Source organism: Catenuloplanes indicus, from assembly GCF_030813715.1.
GTDB classification, from domain to species: Bacteria; Actinomycetota; Actinomycetes; order Mycobacteriales; family Micromonosporaceae; genus Catenuloplanes; species Catenuloplanes indicus.
In genome coordinates, this window is the sequence record NZ_JAUSUZ010000001.1 from 653,284 (window position 1) to 677,928 (window position 24,645).

Sequence of the window (24,645 nt, forward strand, 5' to 3'; positions counted from 1 at the left end):
CACGGGAAGTGGGCCGCCGGGGATTCGAACCCCGGACCGCCGGATCCAGAAAAGGAGAAGGAAGCGCCCTCATGACCGCCGAAGGACGGAAAGCGAACGCACTACCAAGTCCGGTGCTCTGACCACTGAGCTAGCGACCCGCGACAGATCCTCACACGCCCCCGGACCGCCCGGCAATCGAGTTACCAGCGGGAACACCACGGCCGGGCAACAGGATCAGGGCGTTCACCGGCCGTCTCGACGCGGCCGGCCAGCAGTCGTCCTGGTGCCACTGTCCGGCCGCCCGGGTCCAGGGCTCGGCCTCCTGGTTGTTCGCTTTGATCGAGTAGGTGTTAGGCGACCCGGGCGAGGTCGTTCCGGTACCGTTTCTGGCTGGAGAACGAGATCTGGTACGTGGCCGAGGACGGCGAGCCGATGCCGGCGGAGGCGGCGGAGTACGTCCGCCGTTACCGGGCCGCCGGCGAATGAGTCCGGCGGGCCCGGGGGGGGCGTGCGGCTGCCGCACCGGGTGGTCAGCCGCGGGCGTACGGGTCGATCTGGATCTGCTCGTCGACCGGGGCCCACTCGGCGGTGCCGTTGATGTCGTAGGCCTCGTCGGCGAAGCCGTCGCCGTCGACGTCGCGGAGGATGAGGTCGGGTGAGCCGTCGGCGTCGACGTCGATGTCGGCCTCGTCGGCCACGCCGTTGCCGTCGAGGTCGAACAGGGCGGTGTCGCGCTGGCCGTCGCCGTCGGTGTCGTGCTCGCTGAACTCGACCAGGCCGTCCTCGTCCAGGTCGTGGTACTCGCTGTCCATCGGGCCGTCGCCGTCCTGGTCGATCACGGTGCTCTCGACGACGCCGTTCTCGTTGAGGTCGTACTCGGCCTTGTCGGTGACGCCGTCGCCGTTGTAGTCGTGCAGCACCGTGTCGATGACGCCGTTGTCGTCGCTGTCGACCTCGGTGATGATCGTGTCGCCGTAGTTCTCGCTCATGTCCGTGTCCCTTCCCGATCAGCGCCGCCCTGGCGCTGGGGAAAAGTTATGGGAACCGGTAGGGGCGCGTTATCCCGGATTTGTGCCACCACAGTGCACGGTCGAAGTGCGTCTATACCCGAACTTTCCGCTGGTCGGCACATTGATCGGCCGCGACCTGAATAGGTCACTGTTACCGAGGACTGCCGTGCCCGCGACGACCTAGGGTGCGATCATGACGCTGACCGACGTGCTGGTGCTGGCCGCGACCGAGGCACCGGAGCAGGTGATCGTGCACGCCGACGGTGCCGGCGGTGAACGGGTCACCACCTGCGCCGAGCTCTACCGGGACGCGCTGGGCGTCGCCGGTGGACTGCACGCCCGCGGGCTGCGGCCGGGTGACACGGCGTTGCTGGTCGTCGAGGACGGCGCCGCGTTCCTGCCGCTGTTCTGGGGGGCGGTGTTCGCAGGCGTCGTACCCGTGCCGCTGCCCCCGGAGCCGAAGCGGGTTGCCGCGGTCGCGGCGCTGCTCGGCGACCCACCGCACGTCGGCGGTGCACCGCCCATCGGTGCGGAGCCGCTGCCCGCACCGGTCCCGGTCCGCGCCGGCGACCTTGCGTTCCTGCAGTTCTCCTCGGGCAGCACCGGCACGCCGAAGGGCGTCGAGCTCACCCACGGCAACGTGGCCGCGAACGTGGAGCAGGCCGCGCGGGCCGCCGCGCTCGGTGCCGGCGACGTCGTGCTGACCTGGATGCCGTACTTCCACGACATGGGGTTGATCGGCACCCATCTGGTGCCGCTGCACCGGCGCTGCAAGCAGGTGCGGATCGACCCGCTGACGTTCGCGAAGCGGCCCGAGGTGTGGCTGCGCACCGCACAGCGGCACCGCGCGACCGTGCTGTCCGCGGCGAACTTCGCGCTCGCGCTCACCAACCGGCGGGTACGCCCGGAGCTGCTCGACGACCTGGACCTGAGCAGCGTACGCCTGATGATCGTCGGCGCGGAGCCGATCTCCCCGGCGGTGTGGCGCGCGTTCACCGCCCGCATGGCCCGCGCCCGGCTGCGCCCGGAGGCACTGCAACCGGTGTACGGGCTGGCCGAGGCGACCGTGGCGGTGTCCTGCCCGCCGGTCGGGGAGCCGGCCGTGCCGGTGCGGCTGAGCCGGGCCGCGCTCGCACGTGGCGTGGCGCTGCCGGCCGCGCCGGACGACACCACGGCGGCCGAGGTGATGGACGTCGGGCACCCCGTGGAGGGCTGCACGATCCGGGTGGTCGACGACGAGGACCAGCCGGTCGGCGACAGCATCGTGGGGCACGTGCAGGTGCGCGGGCCGAACGTCACGCGCGGCTATCACCGGGCCCCGGAGGCGACCGCGGCCGCGATCGTGGACGGCTGGCTGCGTACCGGTGACATCGGTTTCGTCCGTGCCGGCCGGCTGTGTGTCACCGGCCGGCACAAGGACGTGGTGTTCGTGCACGGCCGCACGTTCCACGCGGCGGACCTGGAGGAGGTGGCGGCCGCGACGCCCGGGCTGGGCAGCGGCCCGCTGGCCGTGGTCGGCACGACCGAGGGCACGGAGGAACGGGTCGTGGTGTTCCTGAGCGCACCGGCCGTACGGGACCGGCCCGAGGTCGCCGCCGAGGTGCGGGTGCGGGTGGCGGAGGCGCTCGGTTACGCCGCGGTCGAGGTGCGGCTGGTGCCGCCGGGCGCGTTCGCCCGCACCACCAGCGGCAAGCTGCGCCGGCAGGTGCTGCGCGACCGTCTGGCCCGCCGGCCGGACAGCGAGCCGGCACCGGCCACGACAGCCACCGAGCCGGCGGCGACCGCGACGGACACCGGCCCAGCCGTGACCGCGCCGGCCGCTGGACAAGCGGCGACCGCGCCGGCCGCTGGACCGGTGGTGACCGGCGACCTGGAACGGACGGTGCGCGCGGTCTGGGCCCGGGTGCTGCGTGTCCCCGAGGAGCGCATCGGCGCGCACGACCGGTTCCTGGCCATCGGCGGAAGCTCGGTGGCGGCCATGGAGGTGCTGGCGCTCCTCGAGGACGCCCTCGGCCGCACGCTCGACCCGGCGCTGCTGCGCGACTGCGCCACCGTCGCCGCGCTGGCCGACCGGCTGTCCCGGCCCGAACCGCCACGACCCACCGCTGCGCGGCAGGACCACATCGCCACGGTACGGACGGAGGACCTCGCCGTCGTCGGGCTCGCCTGCCGGTTCCCGGACGCGGACGACCCCGAGCGGTTCTGGCACAACCTCGTCACCGGCCTGGACAGCGTCACGGACGCGCCCCGCGGGCCCGGCGCGTTCCTGGCCGGCCCCGACCTGTTCGACGCCGAGTTCTTCGGCATCGGCGAGGACGAGGCCCGGCTGCTCGACCCGCACGCCCGGATCCTCCTGGAGCTGGCGCACGAGGCCCTGGAACGCGCCGGTTACGCCGGCCCGCGCCGGCACGCCCACCGGATCGGGGTCTTCGTCGCCGTCGGCGAGAGTGACTACCCGGCGCTGGCCGAGCGGTCCGGGGCCGGCGGCGCGCACGCGCTGACCGGCACGCTGCGCAACCTCGCCGGTGCGCGGGTGGCGCACCTGCTCGACCTGCGCGGCCCGGCGATCGCGATCGACACCGCGTGCTCGTCCGCGCTGGTCGCGCTGCACACGGCCCGCCGCGCGCTGGCCGCCGGCGACTGCGACGTGGCCGTGGTCGGCGGCGTCAACCTGAACCTCACCGGGACCGGTGAGCGGCTGCTCGGCGAGGCCCGCGCGCTGTCGCCGTCCGGGCGGTCCCGGGCGTTCGCCGCGGACGCGGACGGTTTCGTGCCCGGCGAGGGCGGTGCGGCACTGGTCCTGACCAGACTCGGGTACGACCCGGGCGACCGGGTGCTGGCGGTGGTGCGGGGCTCGGCCGTCAACAACGACGGCCGCTCGCTGAGCCTGATGGCACCCAACCCGCTGCGGCAACGGGAGGTGATCACGGAGGCGTACCGGGACAGCGGCGTGGACCCGGCCGACGTCTCCTACGTCGAGGCGCACGGCACCGGCACGCCGATCGGCGACGCGACCGAGGCGCGGTCGCTGGCGTTCGCGTTCCCGCCGCGGCCGGACGGCCGGCCGCGTCCGGTCGGGTCGGTCAAGACGAACGTCGGGCACCTGCTCAACTCGGCCGGGCTGCCGGCGCTGGTCAAGGTGATCCTGGCGCTGCGGCACCGGGAGATCCCGCCGTCGCTGCACGCCGGCCGTCCGTCGCCGCGGTTCGACCTGGCCGGTGCCGGGTTCGAGGTGGTCACCGAGCGGCGGCCGTGGACCGGGCCGGCCGTGGCCGGGGTCAACGGCTTCGGGTTCGGCGGCACGAACGCACACGTGATCCTGGCCGCAGCGCCGCCGGAGTCGCCGGTGTCGCGGTCCCGGCCGGCCGGGCCGCATCTGCTCACCCTGTCGGCCCGCACCGGCGGCGCGCTGCGTGCCGCGGTCGCGGAGCTGGCCGCGCATCTGCGCGCGCATCCGGACCTCGCCGAGGCCGACGTGTGCGCGACCGCGTCGACCGCCCGGGACGACGGGCCGCACCGGGTGGCGATCGTGGCCGACGGTGACCTGGCTGCCCGGCTGGACGGGGAGCACCGGCCCGGCTCGGTCACCCGAGCTCCGAAGGTGGCGTTCCTGTTCGGCGGGCAGGGCACCCAGCGCCCGGGGCAGGGCGCCGCCCTCTACGCGCACGCGGCCGTCTTCCGCCGCACGCTCGACGAGCTGTCCGCCGCGGCCGGGCCGGTCGCCGGACGTACCCTCGTGCAGTGGTGCGTCGATCCGGCCGTGCCGGCGGCGGAGCTGGAGCGCACCGAGGTGACCCAGCCGCTGGTGGTCGCGTTCGCCGTCGCACAGGCGGCACAGCTGCACGCGTACGGCATCACACCGGACGCGGTGGCCGGGCACAGCATCGGTGAGTTCGCGGCCGCGGTCAGCGCGGGCATCCTCACCGGCGCGGACGCGGTACGGCTCGCGGCCGCACGGGGACGGCTGACGGCCGAGCTGGCCGCGCCGGGGGCGATGGCCGCGGTCGCGGCTGGTCCTGACGTGGTGCGCGACGTGCTCGGCGACCGGGCGCTGAGCACCACGGACCACACCACCACCGCAGCCGGCGTGCCCGGCGGCCGCGTGGCGACCACCGCGGACCGCACCGGCGCCGGGACCGTGCCGGGCGACCGGGTGGTGATCGCGGCGGAGAACGCGGCCGGCCGGGTGGTGCTGGCCGGGCCGGTGGCGGCGCTCGACCGGGTGCTCGCGCTGCTCGCCGCGCGCGGTATCGGGGCCCGCCGACTGGCCGTGTCGCACGCGTTCCACTCCCCCGCCATGCGGCCGGTCGCCGACCGGCTCGCCGGCCTGCGCCCGGAGGCGGCACCGGCGCGGATTCCGTTGCTGAGCACGGTCACCGGCGAGTGGGGCGCCGCCTACGACGGCGCCTACCTGACCGCTCAGGCAGTGCAGCCGGTGCGTTTCGCGGACGCGGCGGACCGGCTCCGGGCGGCCGGCCACGACACCTTCGTCGAACTCGGCGGGAGCCCCGCGCTGGCGCCGCTGCTGCCCCGGGCATCCGTGCGGCAGGCCGGGACCGACGCGGCCGCGCTGCTGGCCACCGCGGGCCGGCTGTGGCAGCTCGGCGCCGCGCTGGACCGGACGCTGCTGGACGCGGGCACCGCCCGGGTGGACCTGCCGACGTATCCGTTCCAGCGCCGCCGGTTCTGGGTGGAGACCGCCCCGCTCGCGACGCCGGAACGCGCCGCCGCGCCCGCGCTTGCGACGCCGCACTGGGTGGACGCGTCCGCACCGGTGGACGGGCCGGTGACCGCCGCGGTCACGGTCATGCGCGCCACGGATTCCCCGGACGAGGCGGTGACGGCACTGGCCGCCGCACCGGCGACCGGGCACCTGCTCGTCGTCACCGAGGACGTGCACGTCACCGGCGTCGGTCCCGAGCGGCCCGATCCGTCCCACGCGGTCTGGGCCGGGCTCGCCCTGGCCCTGGCCGACGAGCGGAAACAGCTGGGTGTACGGGTCGTCGACCTCTGCTCCGCCGACGACAACGGCGCGCGACACTCCATCGTGGACCGGGAGGCCGGCGACCCGCCCGCGCCCGGGGCCGTGGAGATCGTCGCCTGGCGGGCCGGCCGGCGCCTGATCCGCACGTTCACCGCCGTCCCCGGCACACGCACGGCGGATATCCCGGCGGACGGCAGCTACCTCATCGTCGGCGGGGCCGGTGCGGCCGGTGCCGCCGTCGCCCGGCACCTGGCCCGCCGGGGCCGGCCCACGTTGCTGCTGGCCGGCCGCGGGCCCGAACCCACCGCGCTGCTCGGCGAGCTGCGCGAGCTGGGCGCCACGGCGGAGTACCGAACCGCGGACGTGTCCGTCGCCGCGGACGTATCCGGGCTGGTCGACGGCCGGACACTGGACGTGGTGGTACACGCGGCCGGGATCGTTCGCCCCGGCAGCCTGCGCGCGAAGACACCGGCGGACGTGGCGGCCGTGCTCGCGGCCAAGGTCCGCGGGACACGACTGCTCACCGACGCGGTACGTGACCGGCGGCCGCTGATCGTCGCCCTGTCGTCGGTGTCGTCCGTGCGGCCCGGCCTCGCCGGTGCGATCGGCGACTACGCCGCCGGCAACGCCTTCCTCGACGCGTTCGCCGCCGCGGAACGCGCCGCGGGCGGCCGGTTCGTCTCGGTCAACCTGCCGTCGCTGGCCGGTGGGATCGCCGCGGGGCACGGCGGGGGCGAGGGCGGGCTGCCGCTCGACGCGGTCCCGGACATCCTGTGGGCCGCCGCCGCTACCGGCGCCGGCCAGGTACTGGTGGACCCGATCCCGCCGGCCGGCCAGACCGCCGCCCCGACCGACCGGTCCACCGCGGCACTCAGCAGCCATACCGCCGCCGCGGCCGATCAGGCCGCCGCAGCACTCAGCAACCGGATCGCAGCGCCCACCGGCGGGGCCGCCGCCGCGCCGGCAGGCCAGGCCGGCCCACCCCCGGTCGGTCACGACCGGGTGGTGGCGATCGTGCGCGAGCTGCTGGCCGAGCCGCTCGGCCGGGCACCGGACACGATCGGGCTCGACGAGCCGTTCCTGGCCCTCGGCCTGGATTCACTGACCGCGGTCGACCTGGTCAAGCACCTGGAGACGCGGCTCGAACGCACACTGTCGACCACGCTGTTCTTCGAACACCGTACCCTCGGCGAACTGGCCCGGCACCTGGCCGGCGGCGCCGCCTTCCCGCTCAGCCCGGTGCAGCAGGCGTTCCGCTCCACCGGCCTGCTCTACCCGCGGGTGCCCGCCTACGCCTACGTGCGGCGGACGCTCGCCGGCCCGGTCGACCCGGACCGGCTCGGCCGGGCCCTGGCCACACTCGAACGACGCCATCCCATGCTGCGGATGCGGTTCGGCCCGGACGGGCAGCACATCACCGCGCCCGGCGACGGCACGCCCGGCTGGTTCACCGTGACCACGCTCGGCACACCGATCGAGCAGTTCGAGACCGCGCTGCGCAACCGCACGTTCGACCTGACCCGGGAGGCGCCGGTCCGCGCGGTGCTCGCCGTCGACGGGCCGGACCGGGCGCACCTGATGCTGGTCGCGCACCACGCCGCCGCCGACGGCTACAGCCTGGCGATCCTCGGCGACGAACTCGCCGCGCTCGACGCGGGCACGCCGCTGCCGCCCGCACCGGCCGCCGGATTCGCCGGGCACGCCGCCGCCCGGGCGGCGGCGTCCGCGGACGACCTGGCCTACTGGCGGGCGATGCTCGCGGCGTACCCCGGTCTCGCTCTGCCGTTCGACGGTGATCCGGCGGCGGCACCGGCCGGCCCGTACGCGCTGCACCAGGTGTCGATCGGTCCCGAGCTGGCCGCCCGGCTCACCGCCCGGGCCCGGGCCGCCGGGGTGACGCTGTTCCATCTGCTGCTGGCCGGCTACGTGCGCTGCCTGTCGGAGTGGAGCGGGCAGCGCAGCGTGCCGGTGTCGGTGGCCCGCGCCGGCCGCACCGCGCGGATGCCGGGCGTGGAGCGGATGGTGGGCCCGTTCGCGGACACCCTGCCGGTACTCGCCGGCGTGCGCCCCGGTGAGCCGGTGGCCGCGCTCGCCGCCCGGCTGCGCGACGCGTGGCTGACCAGCGAACGGCACGGTTCGGTGTCCACCGTGGACCTGGCACGGATGCTGACCGTCGGCGGCGAGGGCCCGCGGACGGTCAGCCCGGCGTCGTTCAGCTTCGCCCGCTTCCCCGGCACCGGCCCTACCGGCGGCACCGTGCTGGCCACGGTCGCCGGCAGCGCGTCGGCCGCGACCCGCCTGAGCCTGGTGTGCTTCGAGGCGCACGGCACGCTGCACTTCTCGTGGAACTACCCGGCCGCGCTGTTCACGGCGCAGACCGTGGAACGTCTCGCCGCCGCGCATCTGGCCTCGCTCGGCGAGGAACCGCCGGCCGCGCCGCCGGCGGTGGTGGAGCGGATCAGGCAGCAGGCCCGCCGCACCCCGGACGCGACCGCCGTGCTCACCGACGGCGCAGCGCTGTCCTACGCGGCCCTGGACGCCGCCTCCGACCGGCTCGCGAACCGGCTGGCCACGTACCGGCAGCGGCGGATCGGCCTGCTGACCGGTCCCGGCGCGACGACCGTCGTGGGGCTGCTGGCGATCCTGAAGGCCGGCGCGGCATGGGTGCCGCTGGACGCCGCGCACCCGCCGGCCCGGCTCGCCGGGCAGCTACGGCGGGCCGGCGCCGGCATCGTGGTCCACGACGGCGCGCACGCCGGGGCGCTGGACGGGTTCACGCTCGTCGGCACCGGCGACGGGCTGGACGGCGCCCCGCCGGCGGTGACCACCGGGCCGGACGACGACGCGTACGTCATCTTCACGTCCGGATCGACCGGGCGGCCCAAGGGCGTCGTGGTCAGCCACCGCGCCATGACCACCTACCTGGACTGGGCCGTGGCCACGTTCGGCTACTGGGCCGGTGACCGCCTGGCCCAGACCGCGTCGATCTGCTTCGACGCCTCCGTCCGGCAGCTGCTCGCCCCGCTCATCGCCGGCGCGACCGTGGTCGCCTGGGACCGCGACACCGTACGCGATCCGGACCTGCTGCTGTCCCGGCTCGAACGGGACCGGGTCACGGTGTGGAGCTCGGTGCCGACGCTGTGGGAACGGCTGATCGGCGCGGCCGAGCAGCGGCCGGAGCGGCCCGGTCTGGAGTCGCTGCGGTGGGTGCACGTCGGCGGCGAGGAACTGTCCGCCGCGCACGTGCGGCGCTGGTTCGACCTGGCCGGGCCGCACCGCCCGGTCGCGAACCTGTACGGCCCCACCGAGACCACGATCAACGCCACCTACCACGTCGTACGCGAACGGCCGGCCGACGGCGTGACGCACCTGCCGATCGGGCGGCCGGTCGCCGGCGCGATCGTCGAGGTGCGCGACCCGGACGGCGCGGTCTGCCCGCCCGGCACGGCCGGGGAGATCTACATCGGCGGCACCGGCGTCGCGGCCGGCTACCTCGACGACGAGGAGCAGACCACGGCGGCGTTCCTGGACCAGGACGGCATCCGCTGGTATCGCAGCGGCGACCGCGGCGTCCGCGACGCGCACGGGGTGCTGTGGTTCCGCGGCCGGATCGACGACCAGATCAAGCTGCACGGGCACCGGATCGAGCCGGGCGAGATCGAGGCGGTGCTGCGCGGCCACCCGGGCGTCGACGGCGCGGCCGTGCGGCTCGACGGCGGCCGGCTGACCGCCTGGGTGCAGCCGCGCGGCATCACTCCCCCGGCCGGCGCGGAGCTCCGGGCGCACCTCGAGCGGGTGCTGCCGCCGTACCTCGTCCCGGCGCGCATCGAGGTCGTCGGCGCGCTGCCGCTCACGCCCACCGGCAAGGTCGACCGGGCCGGCCTGAGCCAGCCGGCGGACGACGATCCGGTCACCGGCACGGAACGGCTGGTCGCCCGCGCGTGGGCGGCACGGCTCGGCGTACCCCGGGTGGGGCGCGACGACGACTGGTTCGCGCTCGGCGGCGACTCGATCGGCGCGCTGGACCTGTTCGCCGACCTGGCCCGGGACCTGCCGGTGCTGCCCCGGCCGACCGTGATCTACCGTCACCGTACGCCGGCCGCACTCGCCGCCGCGATCGACGCCGCCACGCTGGCGCCGGTCCCGGACGCCCCGGCCGGACCCGAGTTCCCGCTCACTCCGAGCCAGCGCGGCTTCCTGCTGGCCGGCCTGGCCGGTGCGGCCACCACCTGGCTGGCGACCCCGCGCCTGCACGGCCCGCTGGACCCGGACCGGTTCCAGCGCGCGGTCGACGACCTCGTCGCCCGGCATCCCATGCTGCGCACCGTGTTCCGGCCGGACGCCCGCCCACCGGCACAGTACGAGGTGACCGGCGTCCCGCGCCTGACCGTCGGCTACGACCCGGCGCCCGGGCCCCTCGACGACCAGGTGGCCGCGGAACGGGCCCACCGGTTCGACCCGGCCCGGTGGCCGCTGGCCCGGATCCGGCTGCTGCGCACCGGGCCCCGGGAGCACGTGCTGATGCTGCACGCCCACCACCTGATCGGCGACGGCTACAGCATGGCGCTGCTCACCCGGGAACTGCTGGCCGCGTACGACGGGCAGCCGCTGCCGCCGCTGACGTCCACGTTCCGCGACTACGTGGCGCTCCACCAAGGACGGACGCCGGTCGTCGTGCCCAACGACCATGCGGCGTTCGGGCCGGTCGTCTCGACCGGGTTCACGCTGGACGAGGCGGCGGTGGCCCGGCTGCGGGCCACCGCGTCGGCCGCGGGCGTGACACCGTTCGCGCCGGTCCTGGCCGCGTTCCACCGCACGCTGGCCGAGCTGAGCGGCGAACCGGAGCCGACCGTCGGCGTGGCCGTGACCGGCCGCGACCACGCGCTGCCCGGCCTCGGTCAGGTCTTCGGCCCGTGCGCGACCGCGGTCGCGGTCCGGTCCGCCGGGGACGACCTCGGCCGGCTGGCCGCCGAGGTCACCGACGCGCGCACGCGCACGTTCACCGCACCGCACGGCTGGCGGTACTTCTTCACCTACCTCGACTTCGACGCGCTCGGCACCCGGGACCGCCGGACACTCCGGCTGTCCTGGAGCGGCGAGGACGCCGACCTGGGCGTACCGCCCGGCACCGAGGTGCTGCTGGCCGTGCGCCCGGCCGGCGGCAGGCTGCGGCTCACCGTCCGCGGCCGGCTCGGCACCGATCGCCTCGCGCAGATGGCCGCGCACCTCGAGGCCCAGCTGCGGTACCTCGACGCGGCGCTGGTCGGCTACCTGCCGGCACCGGCCGACCTGCTCGCCATGGCCCCGGAGCCGGTGCGCCGGGCGCTGCCCGATCTGGACCGGGAATCGGTGCGGGCGGCGGTGTTCCCCGGCGGGCGGCCACGGCTGCTGGAGACCGTGACGACCGCGCTCGGCCGGTCCGGTTTCGTCTGCCTGCCCCGCTTCGCCGACGAACTCACCGCACCCGGCCTCGCCTCCGACGTCGCCGCGGCCGTGGACCTGGCCGCCGCGCTCGGCGCCGGCAGCGTCTCCCTCGCCGGAATGATCCCCGCCCACACCGGCTACGGCACCGCCGTGACACCGCTGGTGCGGTCCACCGCCCGGATCACCACCGGGCACGCCGTGACCGCCGCGTCCGTGGTCCGCACCACGCTGGCCGCGGTCGCCCACCACGGCCGGTCGCTGCCCGGCAGCGTACTGGCCGTGCTCGGCGTCGGCTCGATCGGCGAGTCCGCACTGCGCCTGCTGCTGCGCCGGCCCGGCACCGCACCCGCCGGGCTCGTCCTGTGCGATCTCCCGGCCGCCGCCGGCCGTCTGGAGACGCTGGCCGCGACGCTGTGCGCGGACGGCTATCCCGGCGACGTCCGGATCGCCACCGACGGCACCGGCCCGGTGTACGACGCCGACGTCATCATGGCCGCGGCCAGTGGCGGGCCGGGCACGCTCGACGTGGACCGGCTGCGCCCCGGCACCGTCCTGGTCGACGACTCGTTCCCGCACTGCTTCGACACCGCACGGGCCCTCGACCGGATGCGTGAGCGGCAGGACGTCCTGATCGTCGGCGGCGGTCTGCTCGACGCCGGTCCGGCCACCCGCGAGGTCGCCGCGGGCCTGCCGGCCGGCGTCCGCCCGGCCGCGCTCGGCATGGCGTCGTGCCAGCTGGAGTCCCTGCTGCACGCGGCCGATCCCGGCCTGCCCGCCGTGCTCGGCCCGGTCGACGCCGCCTCGGCCACGGCCTACTGGGACGCCCTCACCGTCACCGGTATCACGGCCGCGCCCCTGCACCTGCTCCACCACCGCGTCGACCGGCCCGTTCCTTGAACAGGTGTCGTGTGCGAGGCGGGCGCGCGCTCATAACCTTCGATCAACGAAGTCGAGGGACGGGATTGGTGGAACATGATTCGGTCACGCACCGCACTGCTGGGAGCCTCGCTGTCGCTGTTCGCCGTGCTCGCCGCCGGGTCCGGGGCGTCCGCGGGAACCGACGCGGCCGTTGCCGCGGCGCACCCGTCGTGCACCGGCCTCATGCTGAACGCGGGGCCGTCCAACGTCGGAATCGGCTTCTTCTTCGCCACCGACGCCAACAGCCGCAAACGCGTGCTCTTCGGCGGGAACACGATGAACGGCACCGTACAGGACCCGATCAACCGGTTCGAGATCCATTCCGGCCAGCGAGCGGACATCGACTACTACGACCTGCGTACGGCGGCGTTCCTCGCGACTCACACGAACGTGGGACCCGGCATCTACAACAAGAACGTGTGCCACTACGCATCCGTACGGTTGCGCTGACCTTCACCACGCCCGCCCGGCTGCCGTCCGTACCGTCGTTCCGGGGCCGTGGCGGTTCCGGACTGACTGATTCGTCGGTCAAACATGCGATCACCGCCATATCTGCTCCCCGGCTCCACGCGCCGACGGACACTGATGGTCCTTTGTGTTGTCGGCCTGCCCGGGGGGCGGGCTCATCGAAGAGGGGGAAGCATGAAGGCCGGAAAATCATGGACGAGAGCGATCCTCACCACGCTGACCGCGGTCGTCATCGTCGCGCTGCCGGCGGCGGCCGCGGCCTCGACGACCGTGGAACGCCCGGCCGCGCGCGCCGCGGTCGCCACCACGAACCTGTACCGGCTCTACAGCGGTAGCGCCGGCGACCACTTCTACACCACCAGCTGGAACGAGACGCAGAACGCGTTCAACAACCTCGGGTACACGTACGAGGGCGTCGCGGCGCGGGTCTGGACCGGCGGCGGCCAGGGCCGCGTCCCGCTGCACCGGCTCTACCACCCGGGCACCGGCGACCACTTCTACACCACCAGCTGGAACGAGGCACAGAACGCGTTCAACAACCTCGGGTACACGTACGAAGGCGTCACCGCGCACGTGCGGGCCACGAAGGGCGGCGGCCTCGTCGCGCTGCACCGGCTCTACCACCCCGGCCCCAGCGACCACTTCTACACCACCGACTGGAACGAGGCACAGAACGCGTTCAACAACCTCGGGTACCGGTACGAGGGCGTGGCGGCGTACGTCCTGCCCGCCTGATCCGGCGGCGAGATCCGTCCGCGGACGGCACCCGGCGCGCTCCGCACCGGGTGCCGTCCGCGGACAAGGGTCGTGTCGGTCACCTCGTGACGCGGCCGTCCGCGGTGCCGACGACGAAACAGGTGCGGTCCGGAGTCTCCGGAAGCGCGATCCGCACGCGCCGGATGGCGTCGTCGTCCGCATCGAGGTGGAGTCGGTGGGCACGCGCGAGAACGAGGGCCGCGGCCACACCTCCCCGCCGGTGGCCGGATGCCGGACATCGGTGCCGCGCCGGGCGAGGTGACCGACGCGGCGCAGGGCCTTTACGGGGCCAGGCTGCTTCGCAGGCCGGCGACCGTGATCGGGTTGGCGTACTCGCGGATGAGCTGGATCAGGCCGTTGCGGATCACGAACTTGTAGACGTAGCGGTTGCGGTACGGTGCGCCGCTGCCGGCCAGCAGCACGTCGCCGCGGCACTCCACCATCACCACGCCGGCGGCCTCGTCCACGGTGAACTCGCGGTCGAGCCAGCTCACCTTCCCGATCATGGTGGTGAGGCCGCCGAGGAATTCCAGCACCGCGTCCCGGCCGGTCAGCACCTCGGCGGGAGCGGGACCGCCGTCGAACGACATCGGGACCTCCTCGACCACGTCCGGTGCCGGCAGCGGCGCGATCGAATCCGGGGAGCGGTTCTCCATCGCGGCGAGGAACTTCTCGGCGTACGTGCGCAGGTCTGTCATGGTCAGGCTCCGATCTTCCGCAGGTGGTCGAACAGGGCGCGCTCGCGGCTCTCGTCGTAGGACTCGCCGGAGGAACGCGCCACGTGCGTACGGTCGATGTATGAACCCGACGGCACCTCGGTCCGGCCGAGGATGACGTCGGCGAGCTTGCGGCCGGCACCGTCGACGGTGTCGGCGAGCGGGGTGAGCGCCATCGGCCGGCTCGCCACGTTCATCAGGAAGCGGGCCAGCGGGCCGGCCTCGCGGGCCAGGCCGGTGCCGGGTACCAGGCCGGGATTGTGGGCGACGATGTCGATGCCGGGCGGTAGGCGCCGCGCCCACTCGTGCACCAGGTAGATCGCGGCGAGCTTGCTGGTGGTGTAGGCGGCACGGCCGGCGAGCGGGGTCTGCGGGTCCGGGAACGCGCCGGGGCGGGCCAGCACGGCCGGGTCCGCCCAGCGCGGCGGCGGGTACCGCGCCGAACGTGTGCTTGAAGTCGCCGAAGTGGGTGTCACTGACCGTGACCACGATTCGTCCCGGCGTGTCCATCTCCGCGACGAGGCCGGCGATCAGCAGGTGCGGGGCGAGCACGTTGACCGCGAACGTGCGTTCCAGGCCGTCCGGGGTGGCCTGCGTCGCGGACAGCAGCGAGACGCCGGCGTTCGACGCGATGCCGTGCAGCGGCGGTACGGTGCCGTCGGCGATCAGCTGCCGGACGGTCGCGGCCGCCGACCGTACCGCATCGGGCCGGTGCCCGATGATGGTGCGCATGAACGAGCTGGGTGACGCACTTCGCGGCTGGCGTGGCCGGCTGGCGCCGGACGAGGTCGGGCTCGCGCACCACACGCCCCGGCGGGTCAGCGGCCTGCGCCGGATCGAGCTGGCGTCGCTGGCCGGCATCTCGGTCGAGTACGTGATCCAGCTCGAGCAGGGCCGGGCCAGGACCCCGTCGGCGCAGGTGTGCTCGGCGCTCGCCCGCGCGCTGCGCCTCTCCGGCGACGAGCACGCCCACCTGCTGCGTCTCGCCGGTCACGCCACCGGGCCGGACCACATCCCGCGGCTGATCCCGGACAGCGTACGGCGGCTGGCCGACCAGCTCGCCGGCAACCCGATCGCCGTCTTCGACGCCGCCTGGCACCTGCTGCACTGGAACCCGCTGTTCGCCGCCACGTTCGGCGATCCGACCCGGTTCGGCGCCGACTCCCGCAACGCCGCGGTCTGGCAGTTCGAGGACGAGCCGACGCGGCTACGGCACACCGAGGCCGAACGGGACGCCTTCGAAGCGTCGCTCGTCGCCGACCTGCGGGTGACGGCCGGCCGCTACCCGCACGACCCGGAGATCCCGGCGTTGCTCGCCCGCCTGCGCCGCAGCCCCCGGTTCCGGCGGCTGTGGGAGACGAGGTCGGTCGGCAGCATCCAGAGCGGCATCAAGATCGTCGACCATCCGGCGGCCGGCGAGATCCCGTTGGACTCCGACGTGCTCACGGCCGAGGGCTCCGGCCTGCGAATCCTGGTCTACTCCCCGCGTCCCGGCACCGCCGCCCGCAGCCGCCTCGACCTGCTCGCGGCGATCGGCACCCAGACCCTGAACCCGTCACGACCCTCGTGACCGGTCTACGCGGGCCGGTCCGGCAGCCGCGGACGGCATCGATGTGGATGAGGGCGGCGCCGGGAGGCATCGACGGCGTTTAGTAGGATGCCGCAGGTGATCGCAGACGGGGTGCGGCGATGGGCCTGGGTGGGATTTGCGGCCCAGGTTCTGTTCGTGGGGAGCTGGCTGCTCGCGGCCGGGTGGCAGGGCGGCGGGTACAGCGTGGCGGCGCACACGATCAGCGACATGCTGGCCGTCGGTGCGCCGGCCGCCGCCGTGCTCATCGTCGTGTTCACGGTGTGTGGTCTGGGCACCATCCTGTTCGCCTGGTTGTCGGTGCGGCCGGCGTTGCGTCCCGGCGGCCGCTTCGCCACGGTCGGGGCGGTGCTGCTGGCGCTGTCCATCTTCGGTGTCGGTGATCTGCTCGCCGCGGCCGAGCGGCAGGGCTGCCGGCTGGCCGATCCCGGGTGCACCGGGGCCGGCCAGCGGGCCACGCTCGGCGGCAAGATCGACACGATGATCACCCCGACCGGTATCGTGCTCTTCGCGATCGCGGCCCTGGTGCTGGCCGCGGCGATGAAGCGGGCGCCGGGCTGGGAGCGCTGGGCGTGGCCGTTCCGCGGCGTCGCCGTCGGGTTCGCCGTGCTGCTGTTCGCGTTCGTCAACGCCCCGGCCGGGCTGACCGGGCTGTTCGAGCGCCTGCTCGCCGCCTTCGGCGCCGCCGCGATCGCCGCCCTGGCCCTGGGCATCGCCCGCCGGCCGGCCAAACCCTGAAGACGGCCTCGGCCGTCCCGGGAGAAGCCGGACCCGGTTCAGAGTGACCGGAGGACCCGGACCCGGTCGGCGATCGCGCGCCGGGCCACGTCGGAGGTGAACGCGATCGAGTCGAACTCGTGCGGCGCGCCGGGGTGCAGGTGGAATTCGACCGGGACGCCCGCGCGGCTGAGCATGGCCGCGTACGCGAGGTCCTCGTCGCGGAACACGTCGAGCTGGCCCACCTCGATGTAGGCCGGCGGCAGCCCGGTGGCGTCGCCGAGCCGGGCCGGTGCGGCGGTCGGCGGGACGCCGGGCCCGCCCGCGGCCTCGCCGAGCAGTGCCGGCCACGCGGTGCGGCTGTCGTCGTAGGACCACAACGCGTACGGCGTGATGTGCGGGTCCGGGGTGGCGATCCGGTCGTCGAGCATCGGCATGATGAGCATCTGCCGGGCGATCGCCGGGCCGCCGCGGTCACGGGTCAGGATCGCCAGCGCGGCCGCCATGCCGCCACCGGCGCTGTCGCCCATCACCGCGATCCGTTCCCGGTCGACGCCGAGTTCCGGGGCGCGGTCGTGCAGCCAGCTCAGGGCGGCGTACGCGTCCTCGAGCGGCGTCGGGAACGGGAACTCCGGCGCGCGGCGGTACTCCACCGACAGCATCGGTACGCCGGAGGCGGACACGTACCGGGCGACCGGGCCGTCGAACAGGTCGATGTGGCCGAAGATGTATCCGCCGCCGTGGAAGAAGAGCGCGGCCGGGCCGGGTGTCGCGCCGTCCTTGACGTACCAGCGTGCGGTGATCCGTGTTCCGTCACCGGCGGTGATGACGTGGTCGGTCATGGTGACGTCGGTGGGCATCGGCTGCGCGGCGCCGGCGGCGCCGATGACCGGCTCCCAGAAGGCTCGGCGTCCTTCGATGTCACCCACCGCGGGTGGCGTGACACCGGCCATCGGAGCCAGCGCCGCGGCGATCTCGGGGTCCAGAGACAGAGTCATGGCATTCTTCCTTGAGGTCTGAAAGCGGTCAGGCGACGACGACGGTCTTGCCGGGCAGGTCACCCGCACCGGCGCGGGCGTGGAGGGCGGGCAGGTCGGCCAGCGCGACCCGCTGGGCGACGTGGACGCGCAGCTCGCCGGTGCCGACCCGGGCGGCCAGGTCGGCGAGCTGGTCGGCGTCGCTGCGGACGAACAGGTCGACGCCGTGCACGCCGCGGGCCTCGTCGGACGGGGCGGGCATCCACACCGTGGTGTTGACCAGGGTGCCGCCGTCGCGGATCAGCGGGACCAGTGCGGCCAGCTGCTCCGGGGCGACCGGCGCGAGGTTGAGCACCAGGTCGACCGGTTCGGTCACGGCCGCGGTCACGTCCGTGGTGGTGTGGTCGACGATCTCGTCGGCGCCGTCGGCCCTGACCCGCTCGGCGCTGCGCGGACCGGCGGTGGCGATCACGTGGGCGCCGGCCTCCTTGGCCAGCTGGACGGCGTAACCGCCGACCGCACCGCCGGCGCCGTTGATCAGCACGCGCTGGCCGGCGGTCAGCTTGCCGTGGTCGAACAGCGCCTGCCACGCGGTCAGGCCGACCAGCGGGAGCGCCGCGGCGTCGGCCAGTGGGATGTTGCGGGGCGCGCCGGTGAGGATGTCCGCGGGCGCGATCACGTACTCCGCGGCCGCCCCGGCGCCGGTCATCGGCAGGAACCCGATGACCCGGTCACCGACCGCGATGTCGGTGACGTCGTCGCCGAGCGCGTCGACCGTACCGGCGACGTCGATGCCCGGGGTGTGCGGCAGCGCGACCGGGATCGGGCCCTGCATGTAGCCGGCCCGGATGTTGCCGTCGACGCCGTTGAACGACGTCGCGGCGACCCGGATGCGGACCTGACCGGCGCCGGGCGTGGGCTGCGCGGCGTCCTCGTAGCGCAGGACCTCGGGACCGCCGAACTCGTGGAAACGCACTGCCTTCATGGCTGGACCTGCTTTCGTACGTGACGTGGCCGCCCGGCGGCGGCCGTCGCATCCGGCGTTCGCCGGTGACGTCACTGAATCTCGCAGGATCCCGCGCGGTTATCCTGGGCCGGACCGGCCCACCTTGATGATCGCCGGCTCCCCGGCACCCTGGACGAGTTCGGCGAGTCGCGCCGCGTCGGCCGAGCCCGGCGCCGCGGTGAGCATCAGCGCCGCCAGGTCGTCGCCCGGTATCGCGAGCAGACTGCCGACCAGCGTGACCGCGGCGCCGTCCGGGTGCACGAACGCGGCGCTGCTCTCGTACGCCGTGACCGGCCGCGGCTCCCGCCACAGCGTGTCGAACAGGCGGCTGCGGCTGCGCAGCTCGTCCACCAGCGCGGCCAGCGACGTGTCCGCCGGATAGCGCAGCAGCGCGGCCCGCAGCCGGGCGACCAGGATCGTCTGGTGATCGGTCGCGTCCGTCGCGGACTGCCGGAAACCGTCGAACGGGTCGCAGAACGAGCGCCAGGCGACGTTCCAGTCCCACGGGTCGCCGGTCAGCTGCCAGTGTCCGAGGGCCAGGAACGCGCTGTTCACGGCGATCAGGTTCATCGCCGCGTCGGAGACGAACATCGGCGTGTCGGTGAACCGTTCCAGCAGCCGCATCGCGCCCGGGCCGATCTCGTCCGGCACGTGCCCGTCCGCGGCGGCGTACCCGGCCAGCGCGCACAGCCGCTCGTAGTCCGCCCGCCCGACCCGCAGCGCCCGCGCGATCGCGTTGACCACCCCGGCCGACGGGTGACTGCGCCCCTGCTCCAGCCGGCGCACGTAGTCCGCGGACATCCCGGCGAGCTCGCCGAGCTCCTCCCGCCGCAGCCCCTGCACCCGCCGCCGGCCGGCCGCCGGCCCCACCCCGGCCGGAGCCGTGTTCTCCCGCAACTGGCGCACCGCCGCACCGAACTCCAGACGTTCCACGGGCCCCAGTCTGCCTGCTCGGTCCGGCGTCCCGTCAGGAGGTCTCCTCGCAGCCGGACGCGCTCAGCGGCCGGCACGTCCGGCCCCGCTGATCGCCGCCGGGTACTTCGAGGCGGATGCGGTCCCCGACGAACGGCAGCGAGCCGTTCTCGTGCATCTGCGGGCCGCGCTCGCGTCCGTGCCCGCGATTGCGGCTCCGCGGCGCCGCCGCACACCGAGCTGCGCACCGGACGTCTGGCCGGGGCGCTGCGGCAGACGGAGGACCTCGGTGCCCGGCGGTGGCCGGAGAACGCCGCGTTCCGGGCGGCATTGCGCCGTGCCGGTGAGACTCTCCGGTCGACCGGACCCCGCGGCACCGGTACCCCTCGCCGGTGAAGTGGGTGGCTGAACCCGCGCGGCCCGGTTCGGCGGGTGCGCGGCCGCGGTGTTGGTTAAGGTCGCCGGAGAGATTCGACGCCGAGGACGAGGACGCGATGACCCGCACCGATGACGAGGTCGCCCTGGAGGCGGCGGTGGAGCCGCTGGTGGTCGCGATGGACATCGGGTCCACGGCGACCCGCGGGGGTGTGCACGACGCGTCCGGGCGGCGAGTGCGCGGGCTGCAGCACAAGGTGCCGCACGCGTTCACGGTCGCGGCCGACGGCACCTCGGTCATCGACCCGGACCAGGTGGTCGCGGAGGTCGGGCAGGTCCTGGACGCGGTGGCCGGTGACCGGCGGCTCGGCACGCGGATCGCCGGCGTCGCGATGGACACGTTCGCGGCGTCGCTGATCGCGGTGGACGCGGCGGGGCGGGCGCTCACGCCGTGCCTGACCTACGCGGACTCGCGCAGCACCGGTGCGGTGGCGGCGCTGCGCGCGGAGCTGGACGAGCGCGCGGTGCAGCAGCGCACCGGCACCCGCCTGCACACCAGCTATCACGCGCCGCGGCTGCGCTGGCTGGCGGCCACGCAGCCGCGGGTGGTGGCCGGGGCCGCGTTCTGGTGGTCGCTGGGCGAGTACGTCCTCGCCCGGCTGATCGGGCAGCCGCTGGCCGGTACGTCCACGGTGGCCTGGACCGGTTTGCTGAACCGGCACACCGGCGCGCTCGACGCCGAGCTGCTGGCCGCCGCGGGCGCCGGCGTGGGCGTGGGCGTCGACGCCGGGCAGTTCTCGCCTCCGCGGGACACGACGCAGCCGGTGCCGGCGGTGGCACCGGCGCGCTGGCCCGCGCTCGCCCGGGCCGCGTGGTTCCCGGTCGTCACGGACGGGTACGCCAGCAACATCGGGGCCGGCGCGACGGACGCGACCGTGCTCGCCGCGGCCACGGCCACGTCCGGCGCACTTCGGGTGCTGCTGGACGGCCCGGCCGATCCGCTGCCGTCCGGCCTGTGGAACTACCGGGTGGACGCGGGCCGCACGCTGCTCGGCGGTGCGATCAACGACGTCGGCCGCGCGGTCGGCTGGGCGCAGGACACGCTGCGGCTCGGGCCGGCGCCCGAGGCCGTGCTCGCCGCGCCGCCGCGCGACGCCACACCGCTGGTGCTGCCGTACCTGACGGGGGAACGCGCGCCGGGCTGGGCCGGTGGGGTACGCGCCGAGTTCAGCGGTGTGTCGGCCGCGACGGACGCGGACGCGTTGTTCCGCGGGATCGTCGAGGGCGTGGCGATGACGTACGCGCGGGTGGCCGACGAGCTGCGTCCGGCCGCGCCGTCGGTGCTGGAGATCGCGGCGGCCGGGCGGGTCAGCAACGACCGGCCGGAGTGGCTGCGGGTCCTCGCCGACGTGCTCGGCCGGCCCGTGACGCACGTGACCCGGCGCCGCGCCACCCAGCACGGCACCGCGCTGCTCGCGCTGGACGTACTGGCGCCGGACGCCCCGCGCGCACCCCGGGTGACCGGCGCGACCTACGAGCCCCGGCCGGGCCACGCCGCGTATTACGCGCAACGGCGTGCGCGTTTCGCCGCCGCCTACGACGCGCTGGTCACCGGCTGACCGGCACGCCGCTGCCGCCGCACCCGGTGACCCCTTCCGCGTACGCGGCGCTGAACTCCGTCTCGCCCAGCGCGGCCCGCGCGCTGCGGGTGAGTTCGCGGACCCGCGGGTCGGTGTGGTCGTCCGCGCCACGCAACCCGGCGGCGGCGCCGAGCAGCACGGCCGATTCGCGCGGGCGGCCCCGCCGGCCGGCGAGCGCGGCCATCCGCACCGTCACCTCGGCCACCACCGGTCGTTCCCCGGTGGCCACCGCGGCCGCGTGTGCCGCCGCCAGCGCCCGGTCCGCGCCGGGCAGGTCGCCCCGGGCCAGCAGCAGCGCCGCCCGGACGCCGCCGGCCAGCGCGCGGGCGTGCGCGGAGGGGTGCTCGCGCAGCGCGCGGCCGGCCGCATCGAGCAGGTCACCCGCCCGGTCCAGGTCGCCGAGCCGGACCCGCAGGTCCGCCTCGTGCGCGTCGATCAGGATCAGCATCGGCGCCGAGGACGCGCGGACCGCACGTACCCGGGCGGCGTCGAGCAGCGCGGCCGCCCGGCCGGTCTCGCCCCGGCGCAGGTGCAGGTCCATCCAGCGCAGGTCGCCGTAGAGCCGGTCGGCGAGGCCGGGCGCGCCGAACCGGCCGAGCAGCGTCCTGGCCTCGTCCAGGTCGGACAGCGCGCCGTCGACGTCGTCGTATCGCCGCAGCATGGCGCGCATCGGCAGCACCGCGGCCCGGGCCCATCGATCGCCGGCCCGGTCGAAGTGGTCCAGGGCCGCCTCGACGTGGGTGCGCATGCGGTCCGCCGCGCCCTCGTTCCCGGCGATCTCGGCCTGGAACATGTGCGCCAGCCCGGCCGCCCACCGGTCGCTGCCGTCCGCGACACGCCGGAACGCCGCGGACGCGGCCGGGTCACCACCCAGGAACAGCAGGATCGGACCGAGGAGGCGGTGATGGCCCGGCAGGTCCGGGTCAGCGAGCAGCCGGCCGGCCAGCTCGCGCATCTGCGCCCGGTCGGCGGCCGCCTCCGCCGTGGGGACGCCGGAGAGGATGTCCGCCCGGTGCAGCAGGTACGCGGCCCGTGCGGACGGCGGTCCGCCACCGGAGACCGCCAGTACCTCGCCCAGCCGGCGCGCGCCGTCGGCGTGCCGGCCGCGCATCTGCCAGTACCAGGTGAGGTCCAGCGCCAGCGCGATCGCCGTGGCGGAGTCGCCCGTGGTGCACACGTGCTCGAGCGCGGCGATCGTGTTGTCGTACTCCGCGTCGACGACCGCCAGGGCGGTCAGCTGGCCGGGGCCGCGCAGCCGGGCGTCCTGGCCGGTCAGCAGCGCGGCGAAGTGTGCGGCGGCCAGATCACGGACCGTGCCGAGGGCGCCGGTGGCGGCCAGGCGCGCAGATGCGTACTCCCGGACGGTCTCCAGCATGCGGTAGCGGCCGGTGGCCGGGTCCAGCTGCAGCAGCGACCGGTCGACGAGCGCGGCGAGCAGGTCCGGGACGTCGGCGGCGCCGGCGCAGACCGCGGTGGCGGAGTCGATGGTGATGCCGCCGGGCAGCACGGAGACGCGGGCGGCGACGTCGCGTTCCCGGGCGTCGAGCAGGTCCCAGCTCCAGGCGATCACCGCGTGCAGCGTGCGGTGCCGGGGCGGTGCGGTGCGGCTGCCGGCACCGAGCAGGCGAAACCGGTCGGTGAGCCCGCCGGCCAGCCCGGTCAGTGTCAGGGTGCGAAGCCGGGCCGCGGCCAGTTCCAGCGCGAGCGGCAGGCCGTCGAGACCACGCACGATCCGCACGACGTCGGGCAGCGTGGTGTCGTCGACGGCGAAATCCGGGCGTACGGCGGCCGCGCGCGCGGTGAACAGCCGCACCGAGTCGGTGTCGCGGGCCTGGGCGACGTCCGCGTCCGGGCCGGGAAGGCCGAGCGGGTCCAGCGGGACGAGCGCCTCGCCGTCGATCGCCAGCGGTTCGCGGCTGGTGGCGAGCACCCGCAGGCCGGGGCAGCGGGGCAGCAGCACGGCGACCAGGCGGGCCACGGCGCCGATCAGATGCTCGCAGTTGTCCAGCACCAGCAGCGCTTCCCGGTCGCTGAGCTCGGCGGCGAGGACGTCGAGCTGGTCGCCGCCGGCCCGGCCGAGCAGGCCGCCGCTGCGCGGGCCGATCGCGGCGAGCACGACCGTGGCGATCATGCCGGGGTCGGTGACGGCGGCGAGGTCGACGAGCCGGGCGCCGTCGCGGTAGTCGTGGCGGTGCCGGTGCGCGGCCTCCACCGCGAGCCGCGTCTTGCCCGCGCCCCCCGCTCCGACGACGGTGGCCAGACGACCGGTGGCGAGCAGCGTGGCGACCCGGGCGAGGTCGCGGTCCCGGCCGATGAAACGGGTGAGCGGCACCGGCAGACCGCCACCGGGGAACCCGGTGGCGAGCGGCGCGGCAACCGGGCGCAGCAGGCTCACCTGCCGGTCGCGCAGCGCGGTGCCCGGATCGACGCCGAGCACGTCCGCCAGCGCCGCCCGGACCCGCTCGTAGACCGTCAGCGCCTCCGCCTGCCGCCCCAGCAGGGCGAGCGCGTCCATCAGCACCACGGCCGCCCGCTCGTCCGCCGGCTGCTCGGCCAGCAGCGCGGACAGCCGGCCGGCCGCGGCCTCGGCCCGCCCGAGCGACAGCTCCTCGCCGGCCAGGCCGACGACCGCGTCGATCGACGTCCGCGCCAGCCGGGTCGCCACGGCCGGCGCGACGGCGGCGACGACCGCGGGCTCGGCACCGGGACGCTCACCCCACAACGCCACCGCCTCGGTCAGCGCGGCCACACCGCCGTCCGCCGCGAGCTCCTCGAACAGCACCGCGTCCACGTCGTGCGGCCGTACCTCCAGCCGGTATCCGCCCGCGACCGGCAGCACCGCGGCGGGATCCGGGCCGAGCGCGCGGCGCAGCCGGGAGACGAGCCGGTGGAGGGCGTGCGCGGGATCGGCCGGTGGTGCCTCGGCCCAGATCGCGTCGATCAGCGCGGCCACGGTGACCGGCCGGCCACCGGCGAGCGCCAGCCGGACCAGCAGAGCCCGCAACCGCGCGCCGGGTACGGCCAGGACGGTGTCACCACGGGACACCCGGAACGCGCCGAGCAGCGTGACCCGTAGCCGTGCGCCGCCGCCCATGCCCGCATCCTCGCGCGCCGCCCCGCCCGGCCGGACGGCGGGGCCGTGTGCGTGCGGTGTGCGCCGGATGTCAGCGCC

13 protein-coding genes and 1 tRNA gene are annotated in these 24,645 nt (G+C 75.3%); 6 read left to right on the top strand and 8 right to left on the bottom strand.

The genetic code is table 11. The features are described 5' to 3' along the window. Positions 1 to 9 precede the first annotated feature (9 nt). A tRNA-OTHER gene (locus J2S42_RS03255) sits at positions 10 to 140 on the bottom strand. 372 nt (positions 141 to 512) lie between these two features. Then, positions 513 to 971: a hypothetical protein gene (locus J2S42_RS03260; protein WP_307235050.1), complete on the bottom strand. Its 459-nt coding sequence runs from the start codon at positions 969 to 971 to the stop codon at positions 513 to 515. Between the two features lie 214 nt (positions 972 to 1,185). Between J2S42_RS03260 and J2S42_RS03265 the strand changes: the two genes are divergently transcribed. The 3 genes from J2S42_RS03265 (at position 1,186) to J2S42_RS03275 (ending at position 13,521) form a co-directional block, all read left to right on the top strand. Beyond that, on the top strand, positions 1,186 to 12,297 hold the full coding sequence (locus J2S42_RS03265) for a non-ribosomal peptide synthetase/type I polyketide synthase (protein ID WP_307235052.1): 11,112 nt from the start codon (positions 1,186 to 1,188) through the stop codon (positions 12,295 to 12,297). A gap of 75 nt (positions 12,298 to 12,372) precedes the next feature. After that, entirely contained in the window at positions 12,373 to 12,768 is a 396-nt protein-coding gene (locus tag J2S42_RS03270; RefSeq protein ID WP_307235054.1) for a hypothetical protein, read from the top strand. 192 nt (positions 12,769 to 12,960) lie between these two features. Then, positions 12,961 to 13,521, top strand: a complete 561-nt coding sequence (locus tag J2S42_RS03275; protein ID WP_307235056.1) for a hypothetical protein — start codon at positions 12,961 to 12,963, stop codon at positions 13,519 to 13,521. Positions 13,522 to 13,823: 302 nt separating this feature from the next. Here the strand turns inward: J2S42_RS03275 and J2S42_RS03280 are convergent, their stop codons facing one another. Both J2S42_RS03280 and J2S42_RS03285 read right to left on the bottom strand, forming a co-directional pair. After that, a complete protein-coding gene (locus tag J2S42_RS03280; RefSeq protein ID WP_307235058.1) occupies positions 13,824 to 14,240 on the bottom strand; it encodes a nuclear transport factor 2 family protein in 417 nt (138 codons plus the stop codon). A gap of 2 nt (positions 14,241 to 14,242) precedes the next feature. After that, the gene (locus J2S42_RS03285; protein WP_307235060.1) at positions 14,243 to 14,662 is read right to left on the bottom strand and encodes a Rossmann-fold NAD(P)-binding domain-containing protein; all 420 of its coding nucleotides are present in this window, start codon (positions 14,660 to 14,662) and stop codon (positions 14,243 to 14,245) included. A 77-nt stretch (positions 14,663 to 14,739) separates the two neighbouring features. On the opposite strand from J2S42_RS03285, the gene J2S42_RS03290 reads away from it, so the two are divergent. Continuing rightward, positions 14,740 to 15,828, top strand: coding sequence for a helix-turn-helix domain-containing protein (locus tag J2S42_RS03290; RefSeq protein ID WP_307235062.1), 1,089 nt, complete (start codon positions 14,740 to 14,742; stop codon positions 15,826 to 15,828). A 96-nt stretch (positions 15,829 to 15,924) separates the two neighbouring features. After that, positions 15,925 to 16,584, top strand: coding sequence for a DUF998 domain-containing protein (locus J2S42_RS03295; protein WP_307235064.1), 660 nt, complete (start codon positions 15,925 to 15,927; stop codon positions 16,582 to 16,584). 38 nt (positions 16,585 to 16,622) lie between these two features. On the opposite strand, the gene J2S42_RS03300 is transcribed toward J2S42_RS03295, so the two are convergent. From J2S42_RS03300 to J2S42_RS03310, 3 genes are all read right to left on the bottom strand, one after another. Further along, positions 16,623 to 17,561 (bottom strand): alpha/beta hydrolase, encoded by a 939-nt coding sequence (locus J2S42_RS03300; RefSeq protein WP_307235066.1) that lies wholly within the window; start codon positions 17,559 to 17,561, stop codon positions 16,623 to 16,625. Positions 17,562 to 17,589: 28 nt separating this feature from the next. Continuing rightward, positions 17,590 to 18,525, bottom strand: coding sequence for an NADP-dependent oxidoreductase (locus J2S42_RS03305; protein ID WP_307235068.1), 936 nt, complete (start codon positions 18,523 to 18,525; stop codon positions 17,590 to 17,592). A 99-nt stretch (positions 18,526 to 18,624) separates the two neighbouring features. Further along, on the bottom strand, positions 18,625 to 19,479 hold the full coding sequence (locus tag J2S42_RS03310; RefSeq protein ID WP_307235070.1) for a helix-turn-helix domain-containing protein: 855 nt from the start codon (positions 19,477 to 19,479) through the stop codon (positions 18,625 to 18,627). A 473-nt stretch (positions 19,480 to 19,952) separates the two neighbouring features. Between J2S42_RS03310 and J2S42_RS03315 the strand changes: the two genes are divergently transcribed. Beyond that, entirely contained in the window at positions 19,953 to 21,452 is a 1,500-nt protein-coding gene (locus J2S42_RS03315; protein WP_307235072.1) for a gluconokinase, read from the top strand. Here the strand turns inward: J2S42_RS03315 and J2S42_RS03320 are convergent. Further along, a complete protein-coding gene (locus tag J2S42_RS03320; protein WP_307235074.1) occupies positions 21,442 to 24,567 on the bottom strand; it encodes an ATP-binding protein in 3,126 nt (1,041 codons plus the stop codon). The two genes, J2S42_RS03315 and J2S42_RS03320, sit on opposite strands and share 11 nt — an antisense overlap. Between the last annotated feature and the right edge of the window lie 78 nt (positions 24,568 to 24,645).